The 22124-nt window shown below is 68.4% G+C and carries 19 protein-coding genes and 1 pseudogene; 13 read left to right on the top strand and 7 right to left on the bottom strand.

The features are described from left to right. Nucleotides 1–158 precede the first annotated feature (158 nt). From BCD49_RS31750 to vanX, 3 genes are read left to right on the top strand one after another with little or no spacing between them, the layout of a single operon-like run. Entirely contained in the window at nucleotides 159–1220 is a 1062-nt protein-coding gene (locus BCD49_RS31750; RefSeq protein ID WP_083401817.1) for a D-isomer specific 2-hydroxyacid dehydrogenase family protein, read from the top strand. Beyond that, nucleotides 1208–2248: a D-alanine--(R)-lactate ligase gene (gene vanA, locus BCD49_RS31745; RefSeq protein ID WP_007510129.1), complete on the top strand. Its 1041-nt coding sequence runs from the start codon at nucleotides 1208–1210 to the stop codon at nucleotides 2246–2248. Before BCD49_RS31750 ends, vanA begins: the two co-directional genes overlap by 13 nt. Next, nucleotides 2245–2853 carry a D-Ala-D-Ala dipeptidase VanX gene (vanX, locus tag BCD49_RS31740; RefSeq protein WP_007510130.1) on the top strand — a complete coding sequence of 203 codons (609 nt, stop codon included), beginning with the start codon at nucleotides 2245–2247 and terminating at the stop codon, nucleotides 2851–2853. Before vanA ends, vanX begins: the two co-directional genes overlap by 4 nt. Nucleotides 2854–2940: 87 nt before the next feature. Here vanX and BCD49_RS31735 read toward each other — a convergent pair whose 3' ends face one another. From BCD49_RS31735 to BCD49_RS31725, 3 genes are all read right to left on the bottom strand, one after another. Continuing rightward, nucleotides 2941–4062, bottom strand: coding sequence for a sensor histidine kinase (locus BCD49_RS31735; RefSeq protein ID WP_007510131.1), 1122 nt, complete (start codon nucleotides 4060–4062; stop codon nucleotides 2941–2943). Further along, nucleotides 4055–4756, bottom strand: a complete 702-nt coding sequence (locus BCD49_RS31730) for a response regulator transcription factor (protein ID WP_007510132.1) — start codon at nucleotides 4754–4756, stop codon at nucleotides 4055–4057. The genes BCD49_RS31735 and BCD49_RS31730 overlap by 8 nt, the downstream gene beginning before the upstream one ends. Nucleotides 4757–4879: 123 nt before the next feature. Further along, entirely contained in the window at nucleotides 4880–7201 is a 2322-nt protein-coding gene (locus BCD49_RS31725) for a molybdopterin-dependent oxidoreductase (RefSeq protein WP_035925039.1), read from the bottom strand. Between the two features lie 171 nt (nucleotides 7202–7372). Here BCD49_RS31725 and BCD49_RS31720 point away from each other — a divergent pair, with 171 nt between their 5' ends. The 10 genes and pseudogenes from BCD49_RS31720 (at nucleotide 7373) to BCD49_RS31675 (ending at nucleotide 17103) form a co-directional block, all read left to right on the top strand. Then, nucleotides 7373–8626 carry a cytochrome P450 gene (locus BCD49_RS31720; RefSeq protein WP_007510134.1) on the top strand — a complete coding sequence of 418 codons (1254 nt, stop codon included), beginning with the start codon at nucleotides 7373–7375 and terminating at the stop codon, nucleotides 8624–8626. Beyond that, complete coding sequence (locus tag BCD49_RS31715; RefSeq protein ID WP_007510135.1) at nucleotides 8623–8823, top strand: ferredoxin; 201 nt, start codon at nucleotides 8623–8625, stop codon at nucleotides 8821–8823. Before BCD49_RS31720 ends, BCD49_RS31715 begins: the two co-directional genes overlap by 4 nt. 59 nt (nucleotides 8824–8882) lie before the next feature. Next, entirely contained in the window at nucleotides 8883–10148 is a 1266-nt protein-coding gene (locus BCD49_RS31710; protein WP_007510136.1) for an acyl-CoA dehydrogenase family protein, read from the top strand. A gap of 122 nt (nucleotides 10149–10270) precedes the next feature. Then, nucleotides 10271–11065, top strand: coding sequence for an alpha/beta fold hydrolase (locus BCD49_RS31705; RefSeq protein WP_007510137.1), 795 nt, complete (start codon nucleotides 10271–10273; stop codon nucleotides 11063–11065). 73 nt (nucleotides 11066–11138) lie between these two features. Beyond that, nucleotides 11139–12434, top strand: coding sequence for an acyl-CoA dehydrogenase family protein (locus tag BCD49_RS31700; protein WP_007510138.1), 1296 nt, complete (start codon nucleotides 11139–11141; stop codon nucleotides 12432–12434). 136 nt (nucleotides 12435–12570) lie between these two features. After that, a complete protein-coding gene (locus BCD49_RS31695) occupies nucleotides 12571–13710 on the top strand; it encodes an acyl-CoA dehydrogenase family protein (protein ID WP_007510139.1) in 1140 nt (379 codons plus the stop codon). A 151-nt stretch (nucleotides 13711–13861) separates the two neighbouring features. Beyond that, nucleotides 13862–15142, top strand: coding sequence for a cytochrome P450 (locus BCD49_RS31690; RefSeq protein WP_083401815.1), 1281 nt, complete (start codon nucleotides 13862–13864; stop codon nucleotides 15140–15142). A 117-nt stretch (nucleotides 15143–15259) separates the two neighbouring features. Further along, a complete protein-coding gene (locus tag BCD49_RS31685; protein ID WP_442960536.1) occupies nucleotides 15260–15628 on the top strand; it encodes a DUF7064 domain-containing protein in 369 nt (122 codons plus the stop codon). Nucleotides 15629–15741: 113 nt separating this feature from the next. Next, a pseudogene (locus BCD49_RS46565) lies at nucleotides 15742–15867 on the top strand (transposase); the annotation flags it as partial. A gap of 183 nt (nucleotides 15868–16050) precedes the next feature. Further along, entirely contained in the window at nucleotides 16051–17103 is a 1053-nt protein-coding gene (locus BCD49_RS31675) for a S8 family serine peptidase (protein WP_071042237.1), read from the top strand. A gap of 224 nt (nucleotides 17104–17327) precedes the next feature. On the opposite strand, the gene BCD49_RS31670 is transcribed toward BCD49_RS31675, so the two are convergent. From BCD49_RS31670 to BCD49_RS31655, 4 genes are all read right to left on the bottom strand, one after another. Further along, entirely contained in the window at nucleotides 17328–18470 is a 1143-nt protein-coding gene (locus tag BCD49_RS31670; protein ID WP_007510143.1) for a thiolase family protein, read from the bottom strand. A 170-nt stretch (nucleotides 18471–18640) separates the two neighbouring features. Then, nucleotides 18641–19057 carry a Zn-ribbon domain-containing OB-fold protein gene (locus BCD49_RS31665; protein ID WP_007510144.1) on the bottom strand — a complete coding sequence of 139 codons (417 nt, stop codon included), beginning with the start codon at nucleotides 19055–19057 and terminating at the stop codon, nucleotides 18641–18643. 40 nt (nucleotides 19058–19097) lie between these two features. Continuing rightward, a complete protein-coding gene (locus BCD49_RS45415; protein ID WP_007510145.1) occupies nucleotides 19098–20324 on the bottom strand; it encodes a CaiB/BaiF CoA transferase family protein in 1227 nt (408 codons plus the stop codon). 130 nt (nucleotides 20325–20454) lie between these two features. Continuing rightward, complete coding sequence (locus BCD49_RS31655; protein ID WP_051467057.1) at nucleotides 20455–21780, bottom strand: CaiB/BaiF CoA transferase family protein; 1326 nt, start codon at nucleotides 21778–21780, stop codon at nucleotides 20455–20457. Nucleotides 21781–22124: the final 344 nt, after the last annotated feature.

Genomic DNA, 22124 nt, shown 5'->3' with positions numbered 1-22124 from the left:
AGGCCGGCGGGAGCAGGCCGCGCGGGCCGCGGCTGACGGTGACTGGTTCGCTGTAGGTCGAGACACGCATGCTCCCGCATGTTGCTGACCGGCGCATATCGTCGGCATATTGAAAAACGCATACGTGCTGGCTACACCGCGCCGCCTTGACTACCGGCATGACCCACAGCGAGCCAGCACGAACAGCGGCCCGCCGCGCCCGACCGCCGGCGCCCTCGTCCCCCTCGTCGTCCTCGGCCGCCCCGGGAACGGGAATCACCATCTATGGGTGCGGGCAGGACGAGGCCATTTTGTTCCGGGAGCTGGCGCCTCGCTTCGGCATCATACCGACCATCGCGGAGGCCGCGGTATCCGAAGCGAACATTGAACTGGCGTTCGGAAACCGATGCGTCAGCGTCGGCCACAAGAATCGGATCGATAACTCGATCGTTCGTGCTCTGGGCCGGGCCGGCGTGGAGTACATCTCGACGCGAAGCGTCGGATGTGACCATATCGACGTGGAATACGCGGAGAGCGTCGGCGTCACTGTCGGAAACATCGCCTACTCGCCGGACAGCGTCGCTGACTACACGCTGATGCTGATGCTGATGGCGGTTCGAGATGCGAAGTCCATGCTCCGCCGCGTGGATAACCATGACTACAGGCTGAATGATGTACGCGGGAGGGAGCTGCGCGACCTGACGATCGGAGTGGTCGGAACGGGGCGCATCGGCGCGGCGGTCATCGACAGGCTGGCGGGCTTTGCGTGCCGAATACTCGCCCATGACAGCCGTCCGAAGGCCTTTGCCCACCACGTTTCCCTCACAGAATTGCTGCGGCAGAGCGACATCGTCACGCTCCATACTCCACTCAACGCGGGCACATACCATATCCTGGACCGTCGGCGTATCGGCCAGATGAAGTACGGCGCATTCATCATCAATACTGGGCGCGGCTCACTTCTCGATACGGAGGCCCTCGTCGAGGCATTGGAGAGTGGCAGGCTGGGCGGCGCGGCTTTGGACGTCCTCGAGGGAGAGGAGGGAATATTCTACGCCGACTGCCGGAACAAACCCGCTGAAAGCAGGTCGCTGTCGCGGCTGCAACGCCTGCCGAACGTGCTGATCAGTCCCCACACCGCCTATTACACGGACCATGCCCTGAGTGACATCGTTGAAAACAGTCTCATCAATTGCCTCGAGTTCGAGAAGGGGAAGGGGAAGTCGGCATGGATAGGCTGAGGGTCGGGATCATCTTCGGGGGTTGTTCCGAGGAGCACTCCATCTCCGTCAAATCCGCGCAGGAGATCGCGAAGAACATCGATGTCGAAAAGTATGAGCCTTTCTATGTCGGGATCACGAGGAGCGGCGCCTGGAAACTATGTGACGGCCCCGGCGCGGCCTGGGAGGACGGTGGTTGCCGTCCGGCCGTCCTGTCGCCGGACCGAAGCGTACACGGCTTGCTCGTCCTGGAGCAGGACGGATACGAGATGATCCGTCTGGACGTGGTGTTTCCCGTTCTGCATGGCAAGCTTGGCGAGGACGGCGCGATGCAGGGACTGTTGGAGCTCTCCGGCATTCCTTACGCGGGCTGCGACGTCCAGAGCTCTGCTCTGTGCATGGACAAATCCCTTGCCTACATCGTCGCCGGAAACGCGGGAATTGCTACCCCGAACTACCGGGCCGTCGCGGCGGACGAGAAGGTCGATCCCGACGGGTTCACCTATCCCATCTTCGTGAAGCCGGCCCGTTCGGGTTCGTCCTTCGGCGTCAGCAAGGTATCTCGAAAAGAAGACCTGCCGAGCGCCGTGGAGGCCGCGAGACGGTACGACTCGAAGGTGTTGATCGAAGAGGCTGTCGTCGGCAGCGAGGTGGGATGCGCGATCCTGGGGGAACGATTCGGACTGGTCGCGGGCGAGGTGGACCGGATCTCGCTGTCTCATGGTTTCTTCAGAATCCATCAGGAGAGTGCGCCCGAGACCGGCTCCGAAAACTCGACAGCAATCGTGCCCGCCGACATCTCGGCGGAGTCCCGCGCGCTCGTCCAGGAGACAGCAAAGGCAATATATCGCGCCCTGGGCTGTAGGGGACTCGCGCGGGTGGACATGTTCCTGACGGAAGACGGAACCGTGGTGCTCAACGAGGTCAACACTCTGCCTGGCATGACCTCATACAGCCGGTACCCGAGAATGATGGCCGCCGCGGGGCTGCCACTCGCAGAATTGATCGATCGGATCGTGTCGCTGACCCTGCACGGAAAAAGGCGATGAAGAACGACTTCGTCTTCGTGGACGAGTTCGTGCCCGGAGTACGCTGGGATGCCAAGTACGCCACCTGGGACAATTTTACCGGCAAACCGGTGGACGGATATCAGGCAAATCGGATCGTCGGTACGAGGGCTCTGTGCGCGGCCCTGGAGAGAGCGGGAGAAAAGGCCGCAGCCTCCGGTTTCGGCCTTCTTCTCTGGGATGGTTATCGCCCGCAACGCGCCGTAGACTGCTTCCTGCGCTGGTCAGAACAGCCGGAGGATGGCCGGACGAAGCCGAGACACTATCCGAACATCGACAGGCCCGAGATGTTCGAAAAGGGATACGTGGCCGCCAGGTCGGGCCACAGCCGGGGCGGCACGGTTGACCTGACGCTCTATCACCTGGCTACCGGCGAGCTTGCCGACATGGGCGGCCGCCACGATCTGATGGATCCGGTCTCACATCACGGCGCAAGAGAGATCACGCCAGTCGAGGCAAGGAACCGTCAGCACCTGTGTTCCATCATGAAGGCCTGTGGATTTGATTCGTACGATCACGAATGGTGGCACTACACGCTGAGGCACGAACCTTACCCAAACACCTATTTTGATTTTCCCATCACGTAGTCGAGCGGGCCGGGGAGTCAGAGTCGGAGAGAATGCCAGGGCTCCATTCCCATGAGGACCTCGGGGCCGTGGCGGTTCCGCTGATCGTCAGCTGTCAGTGTGCGGTGGCGCGACGGGTAGTCGCACCGTGACGCAAAGGCCTCCAGCGTCCCGGGGGGTGAGGGTGATGGTTCCGCCGTGCGCCTGGGCGATGCTCTTGACGATTGCCAGGCCGAGGCCGACCCCCGCGTGGTCGGTGCGGGTACGCCCGGTGCCGCGTTGAAACGGCTCGACAAGCGTGGAAGTCACTTGTGGGGAGAGCTTCTGGCCGGTGTTCTCGACAGTGAGCACCACCGTCGTCGAGTGAACGCTGGTGGTGACCCACACGGTGCCCTGCTCAGGCAGATTGTGGACGATCGCGTTGTGCACAAGGTTCGTGGTCATCTGCAGCAGGAGCGGATATGAGCCGAGGGTGGCGGCCAGATCGCCAGAGGTCTCGATGGCGACGCCATGTTTTTCCGCGAGCGGGAGAAGCGTTTCCGTCGCTTCTTCCGCTGTCAGGGACAGGTCGACGTGTTCTCGGGCGAAGGATCGCTGGTTGGCGCGGCTGAGCAGGAGCAGTGCCTCGGTGAGGTGGATTGCCCGGGTATTGACCAAATGTAGGCGGTCGACGAGTTCGCCGGCATCGCGGTTCGGATCGTTGCGGGCCACGTCGAGCAGGGTCTGCATGATCGCCAGTGGGGTGCGCAGTTCGTGGGAGGCGTTGGCCGCGAATCTCTGCTGTTCGGCGTCGTGTGCTTCGAGCCGCGCGAGCATGGCGTCGAAGGCGTCGGCGAGTTCGCGGAACTCATCCCTGCGGCCTTCCAGTTGGATCCGGTGGGAGAGCGATCCGTTCGCGGCCAGGCGGGTCGCGTTGGTGATGCGCGTCAGGGGCGCGAGCATGCTGCCGGCGAGGATCCACCCTCCCAGCAGACTGAACAGCAGCAGGAACTCCAGCATTGCGGTTGCCTTCGGGACGAAGGCTCGAAGCAGGTCGGAGCGGTCGGGTATGAACATCGAGGTGCCGGGTCGCGATCCCAGCTCGGGAGGTGCTGTGTAGATCCTCTCGGGTACGTAACGCAGCAGGAACACCCACACGACCGCGAGCAGCAAGGTACCCGCCAGCATGAGGAAGCCGGCGTAGCTGAGGGTGAGTTTGAGGCGAACGCTCAAACCGCGCGATCTATTCACGGTCCCCTCCATCACGCCCGGTGTCCGGTGCCGGTGCTGTGTCGATGCGGTATCCGACGCCGGGCACGGTGGCGATGATCCAGGGTTCGCCGAGCCGTTTACGCAGGGCCGAGACCGTGATGCGTACGGCGTTGGTGAACGGGTCGACATTCTCATCCCATGCCCGTTCCAGCAGCTCTTCGGTGCCAATGACACCACCATCGGCGGCGACGAGAACTTCGAGCACGGCGAACTGCTTCCTGGTCAGCGCGACATATCGACCATTCCGGTGGACCTCGCGGCGAAACGGGTCCAGACGCAGACCTGCGAGCTCCCGCACGGGCGGCCTGATATGCGCACGCCTGCGGTCGAGTGCCCTGAGCCTGAGCACGAGCTCTCGCAGCTCGAACGGCTTGGTGAGGTAGTCGTCGGCTCCGAGCTCGAACCCGGAGGCCTTGTCGTCAAGCCGGTCGGCAGCGGTGAGCATCAGGATCGGCATGCCGCTACCGGAAGCGACGATGCTTTCGGCGATCTCGTCACCGGAAGGCCCGGGAATGTCGCGATCGAGGACGGCGATGTCGTAGGCGTTGATGCTCAAAAGGTTCAGAGCGGTGTCACCGTCACCGGCGATGTCGGCCGCGATCGCTTCCAGGCGCAGCCCATCGCGAATGGCCTCTGCCATATAGGGTTCGTCTTCGACGACCAACACACGCATGCTGCGATGCTACGAGCCGGCGCGTATCGCCGGCATACCGAAAATCACGTATGCGCTGACACCGCCGCGCCGGGCGCCGACCACCGGGCCGCCGCCGCGCCCGATGGAGTTCCGGAGCCGCGCCTAGCCGATGGGGGTCAGCCGGACAGGGATGCCGTTGAGGACGGCGTTGCCGGACAGCGGGTCGACCTGGGAGGCGTCCGTGAGGACGTTCGTGTTCACGCCGGGGTGTTCGGCGGCGACCGTCATCCGGGTACCGGCCTGGCCGTGGCCCCAGCCGTGGGGCAGGCAGACGACGCCGGCCATCACCTCGTCGCTCACCTCGACCTGGACATCCAGGGTGCCCGCGGCGGACGCCAGCCTGGACCGGCCGCCGTCCTGGACGCCGTGGCGGGCCGCGTCGTCCGGGTGCACGAGCAGGGTGCAGCGCTCTCGGCCCTTGACCATCGCCGGGACGTTGTGCAGCCAGCTGTTGTTGGTCCGCGGGTGGCGCCGGCCGATCAGCACCAGGCCGGTGTCCGCGCCCACGTCCGCGCTGGCGGCGCCGTCGGTGGCGCTGGCGGCGAGGGTGGCGCGCAGCCGGGGCACGTCCGCCACGATCGGCTCCGGGGCGAGCTCGACCTTCCCGCTGACCGTGCGCAGCATCGCCGGGATCCGCGAGGTGAGCGGCCCGAGGTCCACTCCGTGCGGGTTGGCCAGCAGCCGGGCGAGGCGCATCCCGTCCGGCCGGGCACCGAAGCCGTCACCGAAGTGGCCGGTGCGCAGCGCGACGTCCAGCAGGCGTTCCGGGGCGGTCTCGCCGTCGACGAGCGCGCGCAGCTCCGCCGGGTCGCGGCCGGCGACCGGTGAACCCGGCTCGGCGACCGCGCGGCGCAGCGCCTCGTCGAGCAGCGAGTCGTGGACGGTCGACACGTCGGCGTCGGCCGGCTGGCCGAGCGCGATCAGTGTCAGCCGGGCCAGGAGGTCGTGCTCGGCCATCCCGTCAGGCTCGGGCGGCAGGACCGGTGGCGAGTAGCTGGCCACGGTGCGCACGGCCAGTGCCCCGAACATGAAGTCGTAGTGCCCGACGCGGGCTGGGTCGGTGGGTGGCAGCACGACGTCGGCGTGGCGCGACGTCTCGTTCAGGTACGGGTCGACGCTCACCATGAAGTCGAGCGTGCCGAGCGCCGCAGCCAGCCGCCGCGCGTCCGGGGTGGACAGCGCGGGGTTTCCGGCCACGGTCACCAGCGCTCGCAGCCGGCCGTCGCCGGGTGTGTCGATCTCCTCGGCCAGCGCCGCGACGGGGAGCTCTCCCATCACCTCGGGCAGGCCGCGGACCCGGGTGTGCCAACGCCCGGTGCGCCACCCGCGGCCGCCGGCGTGCCCATCGGGACGCGGCCGGTCGGCGCGGCCGTGGGCACCGCGGCCGAACATCGCCCCGCCGGCGGCGTCAAGGTTGCCGGTCAGCGCGTTCACGACGATCGTGAGCCAGCTCGTCAGCCCGCCGAACGCGACCGTCGTCGTCCCCATCCGGCCGTAGACGGCGGCGCGCGGTGCCGCGGCGAGCTCCCGCGCGATCCGCCGGGTCGTCTCGGCCGGCACCCCGCAGGCCGCCGCGACCGCCTCCGGGGTGAACGGCTCGGCCAGTTCGACGACGCGCTCCACCCCGGTGAGGTGCTCCGCGACCGCGCCGAGGGTGACCTGGTCCGTCACGGCGAGGTGGTTGACGAGCGCGAACAGCCACAGCGCGTCCGTGCCCGGCCGGATCGGCAGGTGCTCGTCGGCGAGGGCGGCCGTGCGCGTCCGCCGCGGGTCGACGACGACGACCCTGCCGCCGCGGGTCCGGATCGCGGCGAGCCGGCCGGGGAAGTCGGGGGCGGTGCACAGGCTGCCGTTCGAGACGGCCGGGTTCGCGCCGAGCATCAGCAGGTAGTCGGTGCGGTCCAGGTCGGGCACCGGGATCAGCGACGGATGCCCGAAGACGTGGCCGCAGGCGGCGTGCATCGGCATCTGGTCGACCGTCGCGGCGGTGAACAGTGAGCGGCTGCCCAACGCGCCGAGGAACGCCGGAACGTGCTGGGCGCCGGACATCGTGTGTGCGTTCGGGTTGCCGAGGTACACGCCGACGGCGTCGCGGCCATGCGCGTCGAGGACCCGGCGCAGGCCGGCCAGCACAACGTCGAACGCCTCATCCCAGCCGACCTCGCGCCAGCCGGCCTCGCCGTGCCGGCCGCGGCTGGCGCCGGCCGCGGCGGCGCGGACGAGCGGACGACGCAGCCGGTCGGGGTCGTTCAGGAGCTGGGGCAGCGCGGCGCCCTTCGGACAGAGGTAGCCACGGCTGAACACGTGCGCCGCGTCGCCGCGCGCGCCGACGACCCGGCCGCCCGCCACCCGCAGCTCCAGCCCGCAGGTCGCCTCGCACAGCGGACAGGTGCGCAGCGCGGTCGTCCCTAACCCAGGAGTCATACCGGGCAGGGTCGCACATCTGATCGGCACCGGCCCGGATCCGCCCGGGTTTCCCCGGGCGGCCTCGCCGCGGGGGAGCTGCCTGCTCGCCGACCCCGTTGACGAGATTCATCATGACGATTATGGTGACCTGCGTCATACGAACCTGGTCTCCGGGAGGGCTGGTCGGCTGTGGCCAACAAGGCAGACGACCCTGTCGAGGGTGTCGAGAAGCCCGCTCGTGTCCAGAGCGGCTGTCCGGTCGTCCACTTAGACGTGTCGCCCGCCCTCGAGGCGGGCAGCTACTGGCGCAAGGCCGACGAGCTTCGGGAGGCGGGCCAGGCGTTCTTCAACACCATGGCCCAGGGCTACTGGATGTTCACCCGGTATGACGAGGTCCGGGAGATCTACCAGCACCCCGAGATCTTCTCCAGCGAGTCGATCACGCCGTGGGAGCCGGAACCGGTGTACCGGTTCGTGCCCACCCAGATCGACCCGCCGGAGCACAGCAAGTACCGCCAGCTCCTGAGCCGCTGGTTCGCGCCGGCCGCGGTCAACGAGGCCGGCCCGGCGGCAGAGGCGATCTGCCGACGCCTGGTCGCCCAGATCGCGCCGAGCGGCGGGTGTGACTTCGTGGCCGAGTTCGCGATGCGGTTCCCCACCGAGGTGTTCCTGACCGTTATCGGTCTGCCAGCCTCCGACGCCGACCTGTTCGTGCCGTGGGTCGAGGATTTCTTCCGCGGGTTCGGTGGCGACCTCGCCCAGCAGGAGGCCATGGCCCGGGCGCTGGACGGCATGCGTCAGTACTGGGTCGACGCGCTGGACGAAAGGCGCGACGAGCCGGTGCCGCGGGAGGGTGACCTCGCCTCACACCTGCTGCACGCCACGCTGGACGGCGAGCCCATCGGTGACGCCCTGATACTCGACATTCTGACCGTGCTCGTGCTCGCCGGGCTCGACACCACCCGGGCGGAGCTCGGCTACCTGTTCCGGCACCTCGCCACCAATCCCGACGACCGGCGCCGGCTCATCGCCGAGCCCGAGCTGATTTCGTCCGCGGTCGAGGAGACGCTGCGGTTCTACACCATCATCTTCGGCGACGGGCGCAAGGTGGCTCGTGACATCGAGTTCCACGGCTGCCCGCTGCGCAAGGGCGACATGGTGTACGGGCTTGTCTCCGGCGCCAACCGGGACCCCAGGGTCTACGACCGGGCGGACGAGTTCGTGCTGGGTCGCACGGCCAACAACCATCTCGGTTTCGCGGCCGGACCGCATCGCTGCCTGGGCGCGCATCTGGCCCGCCGGGTGATGAAGATCGCCGTCGAAGAATGGCTGAAGGTCATMCCCGACTTCCGGGTGGCCACCGACGCGCCGCTGCTCGAACGCGGTGGCGGCTCCATGATGACCCTGCTCACTCTCCCGCTTGCCTGGGAGGTCACCTCGTGAAGATCACTGTTCTTGGCGACCGCTGCACCGGTCACGGGCGCTGTTACAGCATTGCGCCGGACTTCCTCGACTACGACGACGAAGGTTACGTCACGATCCGTGATCAGATCGTCGGTGTGCCGGCTGATCAGGTAGCGGCGTCTCGGGATGCGGCGAGGACCTGCCCCGAACAGGCCATCGAGCTCCTGGAGGACTGAGCGCCGGCGCGGTCGAGCTCGTCGCCAGAAGATAGCGGAGAGTGAGCAGGAGACCAGATTTGGACGCGGCACATCCGAGCGGTGAGCTCGAGGACTTCCGGCGGCGTGCGCGGAGCTGGCTCGCCGAACACGCGGTGTCACAGGACGATCCCGGCCGGCGGGATGCCGGCGCCGGGCAGGGGTCCGACGACGTCTCGGTCTTTCACAACCTGTCCTTCGCCCAGGAGCAGGCACTGATCGAGCGCGTGGCGGCCTGGCAGCGGCAGAAGTTCGACGCGGGGTTCGGCGCGCTCGGCTGGCCGCCCGAGCACGGCGGTGCGGGGCTGGGTCCCGAGTTCGTCGAGGCGTTCGCGGCCGAGGAGGAGCGCTACGACATCCCGGCGCCGCACGAGCTGGTGTCCGTGACCGTCAGTCTGATCGCCCCGACGATTCGCCTGGTCGGTACGCCCGAACAACGCGATCTGCTGATGCGGACCTTCCTGCGGTGCGACAGCCTGTGCTGCCAGCTCTTCTCGGAACCGGGGGCGGGGTCCGACCTGGCGGCTCTGGCGACCAGGGCGGTCCGGGACGGCGACGAGTGGGTGGTGGGCGGCCAGAAGGTGTGGAGCTCGGGGGCACAGTTCGCCGAGTGGGGAATGCTGCTGACGAGAACCGATCCGGACGTCCCCAAACATGCCGGCATCACCGCGTTCCTGCTGCGGCTCGACTCACCCGGTGTGACCGTCCGGCCGCTGCGTCAGATGTCCGGCGGCACGTCGTTCAACGAGGTGTTCCTCGATGACGTGCGCATTCCCGACTCGCTTCGGCTGGGCGAGGTGGGGGCGGGCTGGAAGGCCGCTCTCACGACACTCGGCTTCGAGCGTGAGGGCTCCGGCGGGGGTCATCCCCGGGTGGGCGGCGGATGGCGGGAGCTGGCCCCGCTGGCCCGCGCACTGGGCCGCCTCGACGACCCCCTCGTGCGCCAGCGGCTGGCTGACGTCTACATCAGCGAACGCCTTGCCGAGGTGGCGGCGCTGCGTGAAGCCCACGACCGGCGAGCCGGCCGGCCGCCCGGGCCGGAAGGCTCGTTCCGCAAGCTGCACTGGGTGACGGGTATGGCGCTCGCGTCGCGGGCGGCGGAACTGCTGCTCGGGCCGCGCCTGGCGGCCGACACCGGCGAATGGGGGACCTTCGCCTGGACCAGCCACGTTCTCGGCGCGCCCGGTTACCGGATAGCGGGTGGATCGGACGAGATCCAGCGCAACATCATTGCCGAACGGATCCTCGGGCTGCCGGGTGACGTGCGGGTCGACCGGGACCGGCCATGGCGTGAGATCCCCCGCTGAGCTGGGCTCCGCACCCCCTGGCCCGGGGCATCCGCATGGCTTCGTCCGGGCCCGGMGGGCCATTGCCGCTGTCATTGGGTCTTTTCCATGCCCGACCGATGCACCAACCGGAGGTACTCGATATGCCGTTCGCAGACCTCGACGGAGTCAGGCTTTTCTACTCCGACGACGGCGACGGGGAGACGCCCCTGTTACTGGTGCACGGTCTGGGTGCGGACTCCCACGACTGGATGTTCAACATCCCGGCGCTGTCAGCGTCCCACCGGGTCGTCGCCGTCGACCTCCGAGGGCACGGGCACACGACAGTTCCGACCTCGGGCTATGCCGTCGACAACTACGTCACGGATCTCGTCCATCTGCTGGATCATCTCGACATCGACCGGGTGGTCGCCGTCGGCCATTCGCTCGGCGGCACGATCGTGGCGCACCTGGCCGTCGAGCATCCCGACCGAGTCCTCGGTGTGGTCGAGGTGGACCCAGCCTACGGGTACGACCCTGCCTGGCCCGCAGCATTCCAAGAGGTCGCGGACGCCATCGACGAGCAGGGTTCCGCGGCCGCCGTGCCCGGCCTCGCGGCCTTCTGGACGGCCGAGACTCCGCCGGCCCTGCGCTGCTGGCACGCACGCCAGGTTCTGACCGTCCCCCCGCACGTGCTGGCCGACTCGATGCGGCAGTGGGGCCTGCGGCACCCCGCGACCGTCCTGAGCGACGAGGCGAGAACCTGGCTCGCCCGCAGGCCTGTTCCTGTGCTGGCGATCTACGCCGACCCGGCGCGAGTCGTCTGGGAGGAAAAAACCTTCACCACGGCGAACAGCCGCGCGATCGCCTATCCGGGCGCGGGGCACTGGTTGCACCAGGAGCGTCCGGAGGCATTCAACGAACTCCTCCTCACCTGGCTCGACAGCGTACGGCGCTAAGTCAGCAGGAGCGACCCGAAAGAACGCCTGTCACCGAGAAAGACGTTCGAGCAACCGTAGGAGGCAAGGCGGCATGGCCTGGGACTTCGAGACGGATCCGGAATATGCGCGCGAGCTGGACTGGGCCGAGGAGTTCGTCCGTGAGGAGGTCGAACCGCTCGACTTCGTCATCGAGCACGCCTGGGACGTGCGTGACCCGGTACGGGCGAAGCTGATCCCGCCGCTGCAGGACCAGGTCCGGGAACGGAAGCTGTGGGCCTGCCATCTCGGCCCGGAGCTCGGCGGCCCGGGCTACGGGCAGGTCAAGCTGGCGTTGCTCAACGAGGTCCTCGGGCGTACCCACTCCGGCCCGATCGTTTTCGGCTGCCATGCGCCGGATTCGGGAAACGCCGAGATCCTCGCGCACTACGGCACCGACGACCTGAAGAAGACCTACCTGGAACCGCTGATCGAGAACCGGATCGTCTCCTGTTTCTCGATGACCGAACCGCAGGGCGGCTCCGATCCGACCGGGTTCACCACGCGGGCCCGCCTCGACGGTGACGAGTGGGTGATCGACGGGGAGAAATGGTTCTCCTCGCACGCCCGGTTCGCCTCGTTCCTCATCGTGATGGCGGTCACCGACCCGGACGCGCCGTCGCACCGGCGGATGTCGGCGTTCGTCGTCCCCGCGGACACCCCCGGCATCAATATCGTCCGCAATGTGGGGGTGTCCGGGCATGACGAGCATGAGGGCACCCACGCCTACATCCGCTACGAGGGGGTGCGCGTCCCGGCGGATCATCTGCTCGGCGAGCGGGGCGCCGGCTTCGCCGTGGCGCAGACCCGGCTGGGCGGCGGCCGCATCCACCACGCGATGCGGACCGTCGGGCTGGTCAGGCGCGCGTTCGAGATGATGTGCGAGCGGGCGGTCTCCCGGACCACCAAGGGCGAGGTGCTCGGACGCAAGCAGCTCGTCCAGGAGATGATCGCCGATTCCTGGATCCAGATGGAACAGTTCCGGCTGCTCGTCCTGCGCACAGCCTGGCGCATCGACAGGTACAACGACTACAACAAAGTGCGCGCCGACATCGCCGCGGTCAAGGCGGCGATGCCCAAGGTGCTGATGGACGTCGCGTCCCGCGCGCTGCAGGTGCACGGCTCCCTGGGCATCTCCACGGAGATGCCGTTCGGCCGGTGGGTGCTGGAGTCGTTCCACATGGGCCTGGCCGACGGCCCCACCGAGATTCACAAGGTGAACCTGGCCCGGCAACTGCTGCGCGGCGTCACACCGGCCCCGGGGTTGTTCCCCACCGGCCACCTCCCGTCCCTGGCCGCCGATGCCCGGGCGCGGTACGCCGTCGAGCTCGAGCTCGCGGATGCGGAATGAGCGGCTCGCCCGTCGCGGGCCGCCCGTCGAACGGCATGGAACTCCGCGGTTCTGATCGGTCAAAGGGCACGCGATCATGGTGCGGTCGCACGCCCGGAGGCCCTCCGCCCAGTGACATGCAAGGGGGTACCGGAGCGTGAATCTTGCACCGAGCGAGGAACGCGACGAGCTGCGGAAGGCCCTGCGCTCGTTTCTGGCCGCGCACTCCGCCGAATCCGACGTCCGGCGACTGATGGAGACGCCGGAGGGCTACGACCGGGAACAGTGGGCGAGGCTGGCCGGCGAGCTCGGCCTCACCGGGCTGTGCATCCCGGCCGAGTACGGCGGCAGCGACGCCACCTTCGCCGAGGTCGGCGTGGTGCTCGAGGAGATGGGGCGCACCCTGACGTGCGCGCCGTACCTGTCCACCGTCGTGCTCGCGACCGGCGCGTTGCTGCACATCGACGACGAGGCGGCCCGCAAGGATCATCTGCCCGGCATCGCCGCGGGGGAGACCATCGCGACCGTGGCGGTCGTGGAGGAGTCGGGGCGCTGGGATCCGGCCGATGTCGCGACCACCGCGACGCGCGGCGCGACGGGCTGGGAGCTGCACGGGACGAAGATGTTCGTCATCGACGGACACATCGCCGACCTCCTGCTCGTCGCCGCGCGGACGGGCGACGGCGAGGGATCGGCCGTCAGTCTCTTCGCGGTCGACGGGACCGCCCCGGGTCTGACCCGCGCCGCGATGCCGACGCTCGACCTCACCCGCCGCCAGGCACGCCTCGACCTGGACGCCGTGCCGGGCCGGCTCGTCGGCCCGGAGGGTGGCGCCGGCCCGACCCTCGAGCACCTCGGCTACCTGGCCGCCATCGCCCTGGCCTGCGAACAGGTCGGCGGCGCGGCGCAGGTGCTGGAGACCGCCGTCGCGTACGCGAGGACGCGGGTGCAGTTCGGGCGTCCGATCGGGCAGTTCCAGGCGATCAAGCACCGCTGCGCGGACATGGCGCTCGAGCTGGATGCCGCTCGGACCGCGCTGGCCCATGGACTGTGGGCGGCGGCGACCTCGGACCCCGAGCTGCCCGTCGCCGCCTCCATCGCGAAGATCCGCTGTTCGGAGTGCTTCGCGTTCGCGGCCGCCGAGAACGTCCAGATACACGGCGGTATCGGCTTCAGCTGGGAGCACTCCGCGCACCTGTACTTCCGCCGGGCGACGAGCAACGCGCTGATGTTCGGCGACCCGTCCTACCACCGGGAGCAGCTGATCCGCCAGCTGGAGGCGGCCGGGAGGCTGTGACGAGCTGTGGTGGTCGGGCGCTCGCGATCGCCGGACCCCGAGAACCGACCCGCTGGCCGGCGGAGGACCACCAGCCTTTCCGTCCGACCGGCGAGAACGAGCCGAGGAAGAGGAGAGACATGAAGATCCCGCAGCAGAGCCTGGTCGGCTGATGAGCGTGCCCGCCGCCCCCGGGTCCGACGCGACCGCCGCGGACCCGGTACCCGCGGCGCGGCAGGAACCGACCGTCGCCAAGGTGGCCGAGCGGGGCGGATGTCCCGTGGTCACCTACGACATCATGTCCCCGCGCCCCGTGCTGACCGGTGTCAGGGAGATGGCGGAGCTTCGGGAGGCAGCGCCCGTCTGCTGGAACGATTTCGGTACCGGCTTCTGGATGCTCACCCGTTACGACGAATGCCGGGAGGCCTACCAGAATCCGGACATCTTCGGGAGCGACTCGGTCATACCGCTGGACCCGAACCCGGGTTATCACTGGATACCGACGCATGTCGCGTCGCCCGAGCACAGCTGGTACCGCCAGATCCTGAATCCGCCGTTCTCGCCGCGAGCGGTGAACGCGTTGGTTCCCCGGATGCGCGAGCTGTGCGACCAGACCATCGACATGTTCGTCGATGCCGGCGGCTGCGAGTTCGTCAACGACTTCGCCGCGGTCTACTCCACTCGGGTCTTCCTCTCCCTGCTGGGACTGCCGGCGGCCGACGACGGGCTGTTCGYCGAATGGGTGGACACGGTCTTCGCCGGCTTCACCGATCCCGAGGGGCAGGCCAGGACGCTGGCGGCGGTGACTGCGATGATGGAGTACTTCGTCACTCTCGTCGCGGACCGCCGGGCCGCCCGGCGTGATCCCGAGGGGGATTTCGTCAGCTACCTCATGACGGCGAGGTTCGGGGACCGCCCGCTACGGGACGACGAGATCCTCCAGATGTGCGTCGTGCTGGTGCTCGCCGGTCTCGACACGGTCAAGAGCCAGCTGAGCTACGCGTTCCACCATCTGGCCACCACGCCGGCGCATCGACACCGGATATCGATCGATCCGTCGGTGCTGCCGTCGGCGGTCGAGGAGTTCCTACGCGCCTTCCCGATCATTCAGGATGGCCGCAAGCTCACCCGGGACGTGGACTTCCATGGCTGCCCCATGAAGAAGGGCGACATGGTGCAGCTCACCCTGGGCTCGGCCATGCGTGACCCCAGGGTCTTCCCGAACCCCGACGACGTCGACCTGGATCGCGAGGCCAACCGGCATTTCTCGTTCGCGGCCGGGCCGCACCGCTGTCTTGGTGCGCACCTCGCCCGTGCCGAGATGACCGTCGCGCTGGAGGTCTGGCACAGCCGGATCCCCGACTATCGCCTCGCGGACGACGGGCCGGTCCTCGAACGCGGCGGCGCGGCCGGCCTGGTCGACCTCCAGCTGGCCTGGGACACCGCGGGATAGCGGGTGACAGCGCGGCCGAGAGAGCGTCGCCACCGCCGGCCCGAGACCGGCGGTGGCGACATCGCACGCCTTTGTTCATCTTTCTAATAGCCCGGCGCGTCGCGCTCCGGCGACTACCTGTGGGCCATCGCCTCTCCGGACTCGCATTGGCACGTCATCACCATCGCCAGCGAGAAACCCGGTGTGGACACGGTCATGAACGGCTACCTCGTCCGCGACGGCGAACTCGGCGAACTGATCCGGGGCGAACGACGGGTATTGGAGCGCCGGCGGGGAGCGCCGGTGCGGGTCGTGCTCGATGCCGAGGACGACCGCGGGCGCACGCTGCACGCCGAGGGCGACGTGCGCACCGCGCTGCGCTGGTTCGGGTGGCCCGGCCGGTTGGCGTTCTGGACGCTGACCGACTGGCGCTGGGACGGGCTGCGGGGCTGGGGCGAGGATCAGGAGTTCTTCCCGCGCGAGCAGGTTCGGTCGCTGCGGTCATGAGCGGCCCTGGATAGCCGCTCGTCGAACCACGTCGCCGGCCGCGAGCCGCTGCTCCAGTGTGGTCAGACGACCCGCGGGCGGGTACCAGACTGGCATAACGGCGAAAATCGAGGGACATTCTCATCTTCTGCTGCGACGGTTTGTCCGGGCTTCCCGACACGATCGGCGCCGCCTACGGGAAGACCACGGTGCAGACCTCTGCCGCGCATCTGATGCGCTCGGCGATGCGGTACGTTTCCTGCACGGAAGGAATTCGCTGCGGCGACGCGGCGGATCTATACGGCACGCGGGCCATGGTCAGCGGAACGCTGGAAGAGCCCCTACACAAATAATCTGACGGCTTCCGCCGAGCCCGGCCTCCGCGCGCGCCGTGTCCGCCTGTAACGACGTCCACACCAGGGTCCGCAACAGGAAGGAATCCGATGCGCCGGAGAAGGCTGTTTGCCTGCGGCACCGTCGTGGCGGCCACCCTGGCTGCCGCCGCCACCCCAGTGGCCGCCTCCACCGACGCGTTGCGCGACCGGCAATGGGGACTCGACCAGATCCACGCCAAGCAGGCCTGGGCGCTCAGCACTGGCTCCGGGGCCACGATCGCGGTCGTGGACACCGGCATCGACCTCGGCCACCMCGACCTGCACGCTAATCTCGTCCCCGGCGCAACCTTCGTGGGCTGCGCGGCCGAGGCGCCCTGCGGGCTGGGCGACTGGAAGGGCGTGGACGGCACAGGGCAACAACCCGACGTGCACGGCACGCACGTCGCCGGCATCGCCGCGGCCGTCGCCGACAACGGCCTGGGCATCGCCGGGGTCGCTCCACGTGCGCACATCATGCCGGTCAAGGTGCTCGAGAACGGCAGCGGCTCGTTCGCCGACATCGCGGCCGGCATCACATGGGCGACCGACCACGGCGCGAACGTCATCAACCTGAGTCTCGGCGCAATGCCGGGCGCGCAGGTTCTCACCCTGACCGGATTGCTCGGCGACGTGACCGATGCCATCGGCTACGCGGCCTCGCGCGGCGTGGCCGTCATCGCCGCGGCCGGCAACGAGACATCTCCGTTGTGCAGCACTCCCGCGTTCAATCCCGGCGCGCTCTGCGTGGTGGCCACCGACCGCACCGAACTCAAAGCCACCTACTCCAACCTGGGGCTCAAACCAGACAGCAAAGCGGTCGCGGCCCCAGGCGGAGCGGCCTTCCTCGGCTGCGCCGACGACGTCTATTCCGCCGTGCCCCGCGGCACCGGCTCCCGCACCTGCGGCTACACCGACTACGACGCCTTTGCCGGCACCTCCATGGCCGCCCCGCACGTCGCGGGCGTCGCCGCCCTGCTCTTCGCTCAGGGGCGCACGCTGCCCGACGTCGAACGGGCCCTGCTCACCACCGCCCGTACACCCATCGCCAACCTGCGGGGCGTGTTCACGCCGACCTACGGCTGGGGCATCGTCGACGCATACGCCGCTACCTTGACGAGGTAGGCGCCCAGACACCTGGCACGATGGAAGCGCAGAGCACCGGGCCCGCTCGGATGCTCGGCGAGCGAGGGCTCCTCAGTCACACGTCCGAGTTGCTGTTCGACCTACGCCGCACCGCCCTCGTCCACAACCTCCACGTCATCGCCAGCCACAGAAACGATCAGCAGGCAGCCTGACTACCTGTCCGACGCTCTGGCGGCACCTGTCTCGGATCCCGGCGCTCAAGATCAGGTCGTGATCACGGTGCAGGCGCTGACGCCCGGTGCGCCGTACACGTGGCTGAACGCGACCTTCGGTTCGCCGGGTACCTGCCGTGCGCCGGCGGCCCCGCGCAGCTGCACCACGTTCTCGTGGATCTGGCGGAGACCCGACGCCCCGATCGGCTCTCCGTTCGCGATGCACCCGCCGTCGGTGTTGACCGGCAGGCTGCCGCCGATGCTGGTCGCGCCGGTGCGCAGGAGCTCTTCCTGTTCGCCGTGCTTGCACAGGCCGCATTCGGCGAGGTGGGAGATCTCCGTTCCGGAGTCGGTGTCCTGGACCTGGGCGAGGTCGACCTCGGCCGGGCCGATCCCGGCTGCCTCGAAGGCCGCGCGCGAGGCCTGCTCGGAAGGGCTCTCCGCCCGTTCCACCGCGAGCCACGGGCTGAACACCTCGAACGAGCCGAACAGCCGCGAGCGCAGTACCGCGGAGCGGAGGTAGACCGGTGCGTCGGTGTACTTACGGGCGCGGTCGGCCCGGCAGAGCACCAGCGCCACCCCGCCCTCTCCCGGTGAGCAGAACATGTACTGGGTCAGCGGGTGGCTCAGCATCGCCGAGGCGTTGATCTCTTCCTCGCTGAGCGGGACGCGCCGCCAGGCGTTGGGGTTCAGCGACCCGTTGTGGTAGGCCTTGGCCGCGACCTTGGCCAACGCGGAGCGGCTTATGCCGTGGTCATGCAGGTAACGCTGCGCCTTCATCCCGAAGAACTGGGTGGTGAGCATGAGACCGGTCTCGCCGTACCAGCTTCCGATCCCCAGAGTGGCCGGATCGGTGTCGAAGGCCCCCCGCGGGTGCTTGTCGAACCCGACGACTATTCCGAGGTCGTGTGCCCCGGACCGGATGAGGCTGTCGGCCATGATGAGCGAGCTGCCACCGGTCGCGCACCCGTTGTAGACGTTGACGAACGGAAGGGCGGTCAGCCCGACGTCGGACACGAGCGAGTCGGCGTCGCCGGCCGCGTGGCTGCCACCCACGGCGAACTGGATATCCGTCCAGGACACGCCGGCGTCTTTCAGTGCCTCCCGGATCGCATGGGCTCCCTGTTGCCGCCCGCTCACCCCTTCATGGCGGCCGAACGGATGTATGCCGACTCCCACGATGGCGACGTCCACGACGTGCCCCTTTCCTTGAAGAACGGCCCGGATGCCCGGGCGATCGCAGGTTCCCCTCTCACGTCACTGGGACCGCGGCCTCCGGGCGTGCGGCCGCACGTAGCCCATCGGATCGGGAGCGAAGCGAGCGATCCGATGGGACCCGCTATGATCGCGGGCCCTTCGGCCTGTTAGCGGGCTGGTGCGAACGCAAAGGTGAGGACCTCGGTTCCGTCCTCGTCGCGCCGCAGCGGCCGGAGAACCAGCTCCATCTCGTCCCCGATGTGCAGGCGCTCCGGGTCGTTCTCGGTGAGCACCGCCTCCACGAGGACCGCGCCGGGCAGCTCGACGTATCCGACGCCGTACGGGACGAACTCGGCCGGGCCCGCGTAGGGCGGCTTGGGCCGGAAGCCCTGAACGGTGAACGACCAGAGGGCGCCACGGCGGGGCAGAACGCTGTCGGCCATGTCCACCCGGGTGCACTTCGGGCACGACTGCTGCCGCGGGAACGTCGTCGTCCCGCAGGACCGGCAGCTGCTGCCGACGAGCCGCGGGCCGTCGTCGGTCTGGATGAAAAGCCCGTCGTCGATCGGTCGGCTCTTCGTCACGCTTCGCTTCCTCCTCGTCCGATGAACCCAGGTCCACGCCTCACCCGGGTATCCCGCGATGTTGTGCCTCGCCCAGGTCGGCGAGGATCTCCGCCGTGTTCTCGCCCAGTCTCGGAGCACGCCTGGGGGACGGGACGGCGAACGAGGAGAACCGGAAGGGGCTGGTGGGAACAAGCGCGGTGGCCCCCTGGTCATCGGAGAACGGCGCGAAGAAGTTCCGTGCCGCGAGATGGGGGTCGTCGAGCAGGTCCTCCGGCGCCTGCACCGGCCCGATGGGCAGGCCGCGCCGCTGCCCCTCGTGGTAGGCCGTGGCGGAGTCCATGAGGAGGAAGAACACCTCGATGAGCTCCTGCACGTGATAGAAGTTCTGCTGCCGGTAGGTCAGGTCTGAATATTCGGCATCGGTCAGGTCCACAGCCAGGTCCAGGCTGGCCATCCAATCGACCAGGGCCTCCCACGGCTTCTGCTCGGCCAGGATGAGCGCGAAATAGATCCATCGGTCGTCCGCGCAGCGAAACAGCGCCGGCTGCGTCATTTCCGGCTGTGCATGCCGACTGGTCTGCCGCTGCACCAGGACCTTGGGATAGAACCAGTACGGGTTCGCCAGCTCGCCGCTGACGGCGAGCGAACAGTGCATCGACACGTCCACCAGCTGGCCGGTGCCGGTCTGCTGCCGCTCGATCAACGCCAGCAGCAGGCCACAGTGGGCGAAGCTCGCCGCCGTCTGATAACCCTGGTTGCCGCCAGGCCTGATCGGCGGAATCGAGTGATCGTCGTAGCCGCAGCTCATCAGCGGGCCACCCGCGGCGAGTCCGACGAGGTCGGACGTACGGTAGCCGGCCCATGGGCCCTCCAGGCCGAACGGGGTGACCGACATGATCACCAGGCGCGGGTGGGTCTCGAGCAGCTGCTGGTAGTCCAGCCCGGCCGCGGCGAGCTCGCTCGGCCGCAGAGTGGCCAGCAGGACGTCCGCCTTGGCGATCAGGGCCCGCAGGGCCGCTCGGCCGGAGGCGGACCCGTCGAGGATGACGCTGCGCTTGCCGGCGTTGTACGTCCAGAACGTCAGACTGGTGTCGACCCCAACGACGTCCCTGGCGAACGGCCCGGTCCGCCTGGACCGCGATCCTTCTGGTGGTTCCACCTTGATGACGTCGGCGCCGAGCTCGGCAAGCTGCTTTCCGGTCTGTTCGCCGGCGGGGTCGTCAGCTAGTTCGACGACGACGAGCCCCGTGTAGGGCGCGGCACCCCGCCCGTCGGTTTCGCTCATTTCTGGCCTTTCATATGGCCGAAACAAATGATCAGCTGTTGAGCCTTTTCCGGCACTCCGTCAGGCGCCTTGCCTTCCCGTCGGATCCTGTTGTATGGAAAAGGCTCGTTGTTCGCGACCGGCGCCCCGGCTAGATCGCGCCCACGGCGGCGAGTTCGCGCACCTCGTCGTCGGAGAGGCCGAGGATCTCGGTGAAGACGTAGGAGTTGTCCTCGCCGAGCAGCGGGGCCGAGCGCCAGTTGTCCTGTTCGATGCGCGAGAACCTCATCGGATTGCCTTCGAAGCGGGCAGGCCCGATCACGGGATGGTCGAGCTCGAAGAACAGGTCGTAGTGCGCGACCTGCGGGTCGACCTCGTTCAGATCACGCGCATCCTGAACTGCCCCGGCACAGACGCCACCGCGCTGCAGCAGATGCATCACCTCGTGCGGCTCGCGGCTTCTCGTCCACTCCGACAGGTGGCCGTCGAGCGCATCCTGGTTGTCGAACCGGTCCTGCTGGCTCCCGAAGCGGGGAGCGGACGCCCAGGCCGGGCTGCCCATGATTTCGACGAGCCGTTCCCAGTCGGCGTCGTCGAAGACCGCGATGGCGACCCACCGGTCCTCGCCGGTACACGGGTACACGCCATGCGGCGCGGCCTGTGGATACTGCAGGCGGTTACCCGGTGGGAAGCTGGGGCGCCGGGTCGGCCGTGAGTTGACGATGACGTCGAGCAGGTCGGGACCGAGCAGGCTGACGCCGGCCTCGACGGCCGAGACATCGATCTGGTTGCCCTTTCCGGTCGCGTTACGGTGCATGATGGCCATGAGCAGCGCGGCGCTGTTGTAGTAGGCCGCCTGGTTGTCCATATAGGAGAAGCCCCAGCCGGACGGTTCCCGGTCGGGAAGCCCGCTGATGAACGTCAGGCCGCTGACCGCCTGGACAATTGGGCCGTAGCTGCGGTAGGAGCTGTGCGGGCCGGTCTGGCCGAACCCGCTCATGTGCGCGTAGATGGCCTCCGGGGAGAGCTCCTGGATCCGCTCGTAGGTMAGCCCCCATCGCTCCATGACCCCGGGAGCGAAGTTCTCGGTCACGACGCTGCTCTTCGCGATCAGCTTCTCGGCCAGTTCGTGGCCCCGCGGCGAGCGCATGTTGATGGTGACGCCGAGCTTGTTGCGGCAGTAGTTGTTGAACAGGCCGCCCTTGTTCGGGTCCGGGTTCGGGTCCTCGTTTCCGTAGGACCGGGGATCGTCCTTGTAGATGGGAAGGCGCCGCGGCGTGTCCAGGCGGGCACGGTTCTCGATCTTGATGACCTCGGCGCCGAAGTCGGCCAGCATCCGCGTGGCCACCGAGCCGACGCCCATCCAGCAGAAGTCGGCTACCCGGATTCCGGAGAGTGGCCCGCGCCGTGTCCGCGGCCGTCGGGTGCCGTCGTCGACCAACGGATCGGTACGTGTTCCATCACCTTCAGGCAGCATCGACGAGCGCGGCAGATCGGGGTCCAGGCGGCTTCCGATCCGCGTGGACCCGATGGCCCGGCGCTCGGTGCGATCACCCGAGCGGAGGGCACCGCTCCCTCCATCCGGACAGACCTGCCCAACCTCCACCTCGTCCTCCTCGTGGTCGATTGCACACGTCGGGCGGCTGGCGACAGCGACAGCGACTGGCCACCCGGGTGGCCCCGCGGAAACGGCTGAGCGGCCGACACTGGCCGGATGCGCGAGTGATGCACCCGCGCCGTGTGACACGTTACACTCTATTTCTCATGATGAAAGACCGCAAGCGCTCGGATGGTCATGAGGCAGGCCGGCGCCGGGAGCTG

Origin of the sequence: Pseudofrankia sp. EUN1h, from assembly GCF_001854645.1 — a bacterium.
Taxonomy (GTDB): domain Bacteria; phylum Actinomycetota; class Actinomycetes; order Frankiales; family Frankiaceae; genus Pseudofrankia; species Pseudofrankia saprophytica.
Note: the sequence above shows the minus strand (reverse complement) of the source record. Positions and strands in the feature narration are given on the sequence as shown.

What these genes read in the sequence shown, in the direction of transcription:
- BCD49_RS31700 (WP_007510138.1), top strand. Translation starts at nt 11,139, where the DNA reads ATGGCCTGGGACTTCGAGACGGATCCGGAATATGCGCGCGAGCTGGAC.
- BCD49_RS31730 (WP_007510132.1), bottom strand. Translation starts at nt 4,756, where the DNA reads ATGCGTGTGTTGGTCGTCGAAGACGAACCCTATATGGCAGAGGCCATT.
- BCD49_RS31750 (WP_083401817.1), top strand. Translation starts at nt 159, where the DNA reads ATGACCCACAGCGAGCCAGCACGAACAGCGGCCCGCCGCGCCCGACCG.
- vanA (WP_007510129.1), top strand. Translation starts at nt 1,208, where the DNA reads ATGGATAGGCTGAGGGTCGGGATCATCTTCGGGGGTTGTTCCGAGGAG.
- BCD49_RS31705 (WP_007510137.1), top strand. Translation starts at nt 10,271, where the DNA reads ATGCCGTTCGCAGACCTCGACGGAGTCAGGCTTTTCTACTCCGACGAC.
- vanX (WP_007510130.1), top strand. Translation starts at nt 2,245, where the DNA reads ATGAAGAACGACTTCGTCTTCGTGGACGAGTTCGTGCCCGGAGTACGC.
- BCD49_RS45415 (WP_007510145.1), bottom strand. Translation starts at nt 20,324, where the DNA reads ATGAGCGAAACCGACGGGCGGGGTGCCGCGCCCTACACGGGGCTCGTC.
- BCD49_RS31725 (WP_035925039.1), bottom strand. Translation starts at nt 7,201, where the DNA reads ATGACTCCTGGGTTAGGGACGACCGCGCTGCGCACCTGTCCGCTGTGC.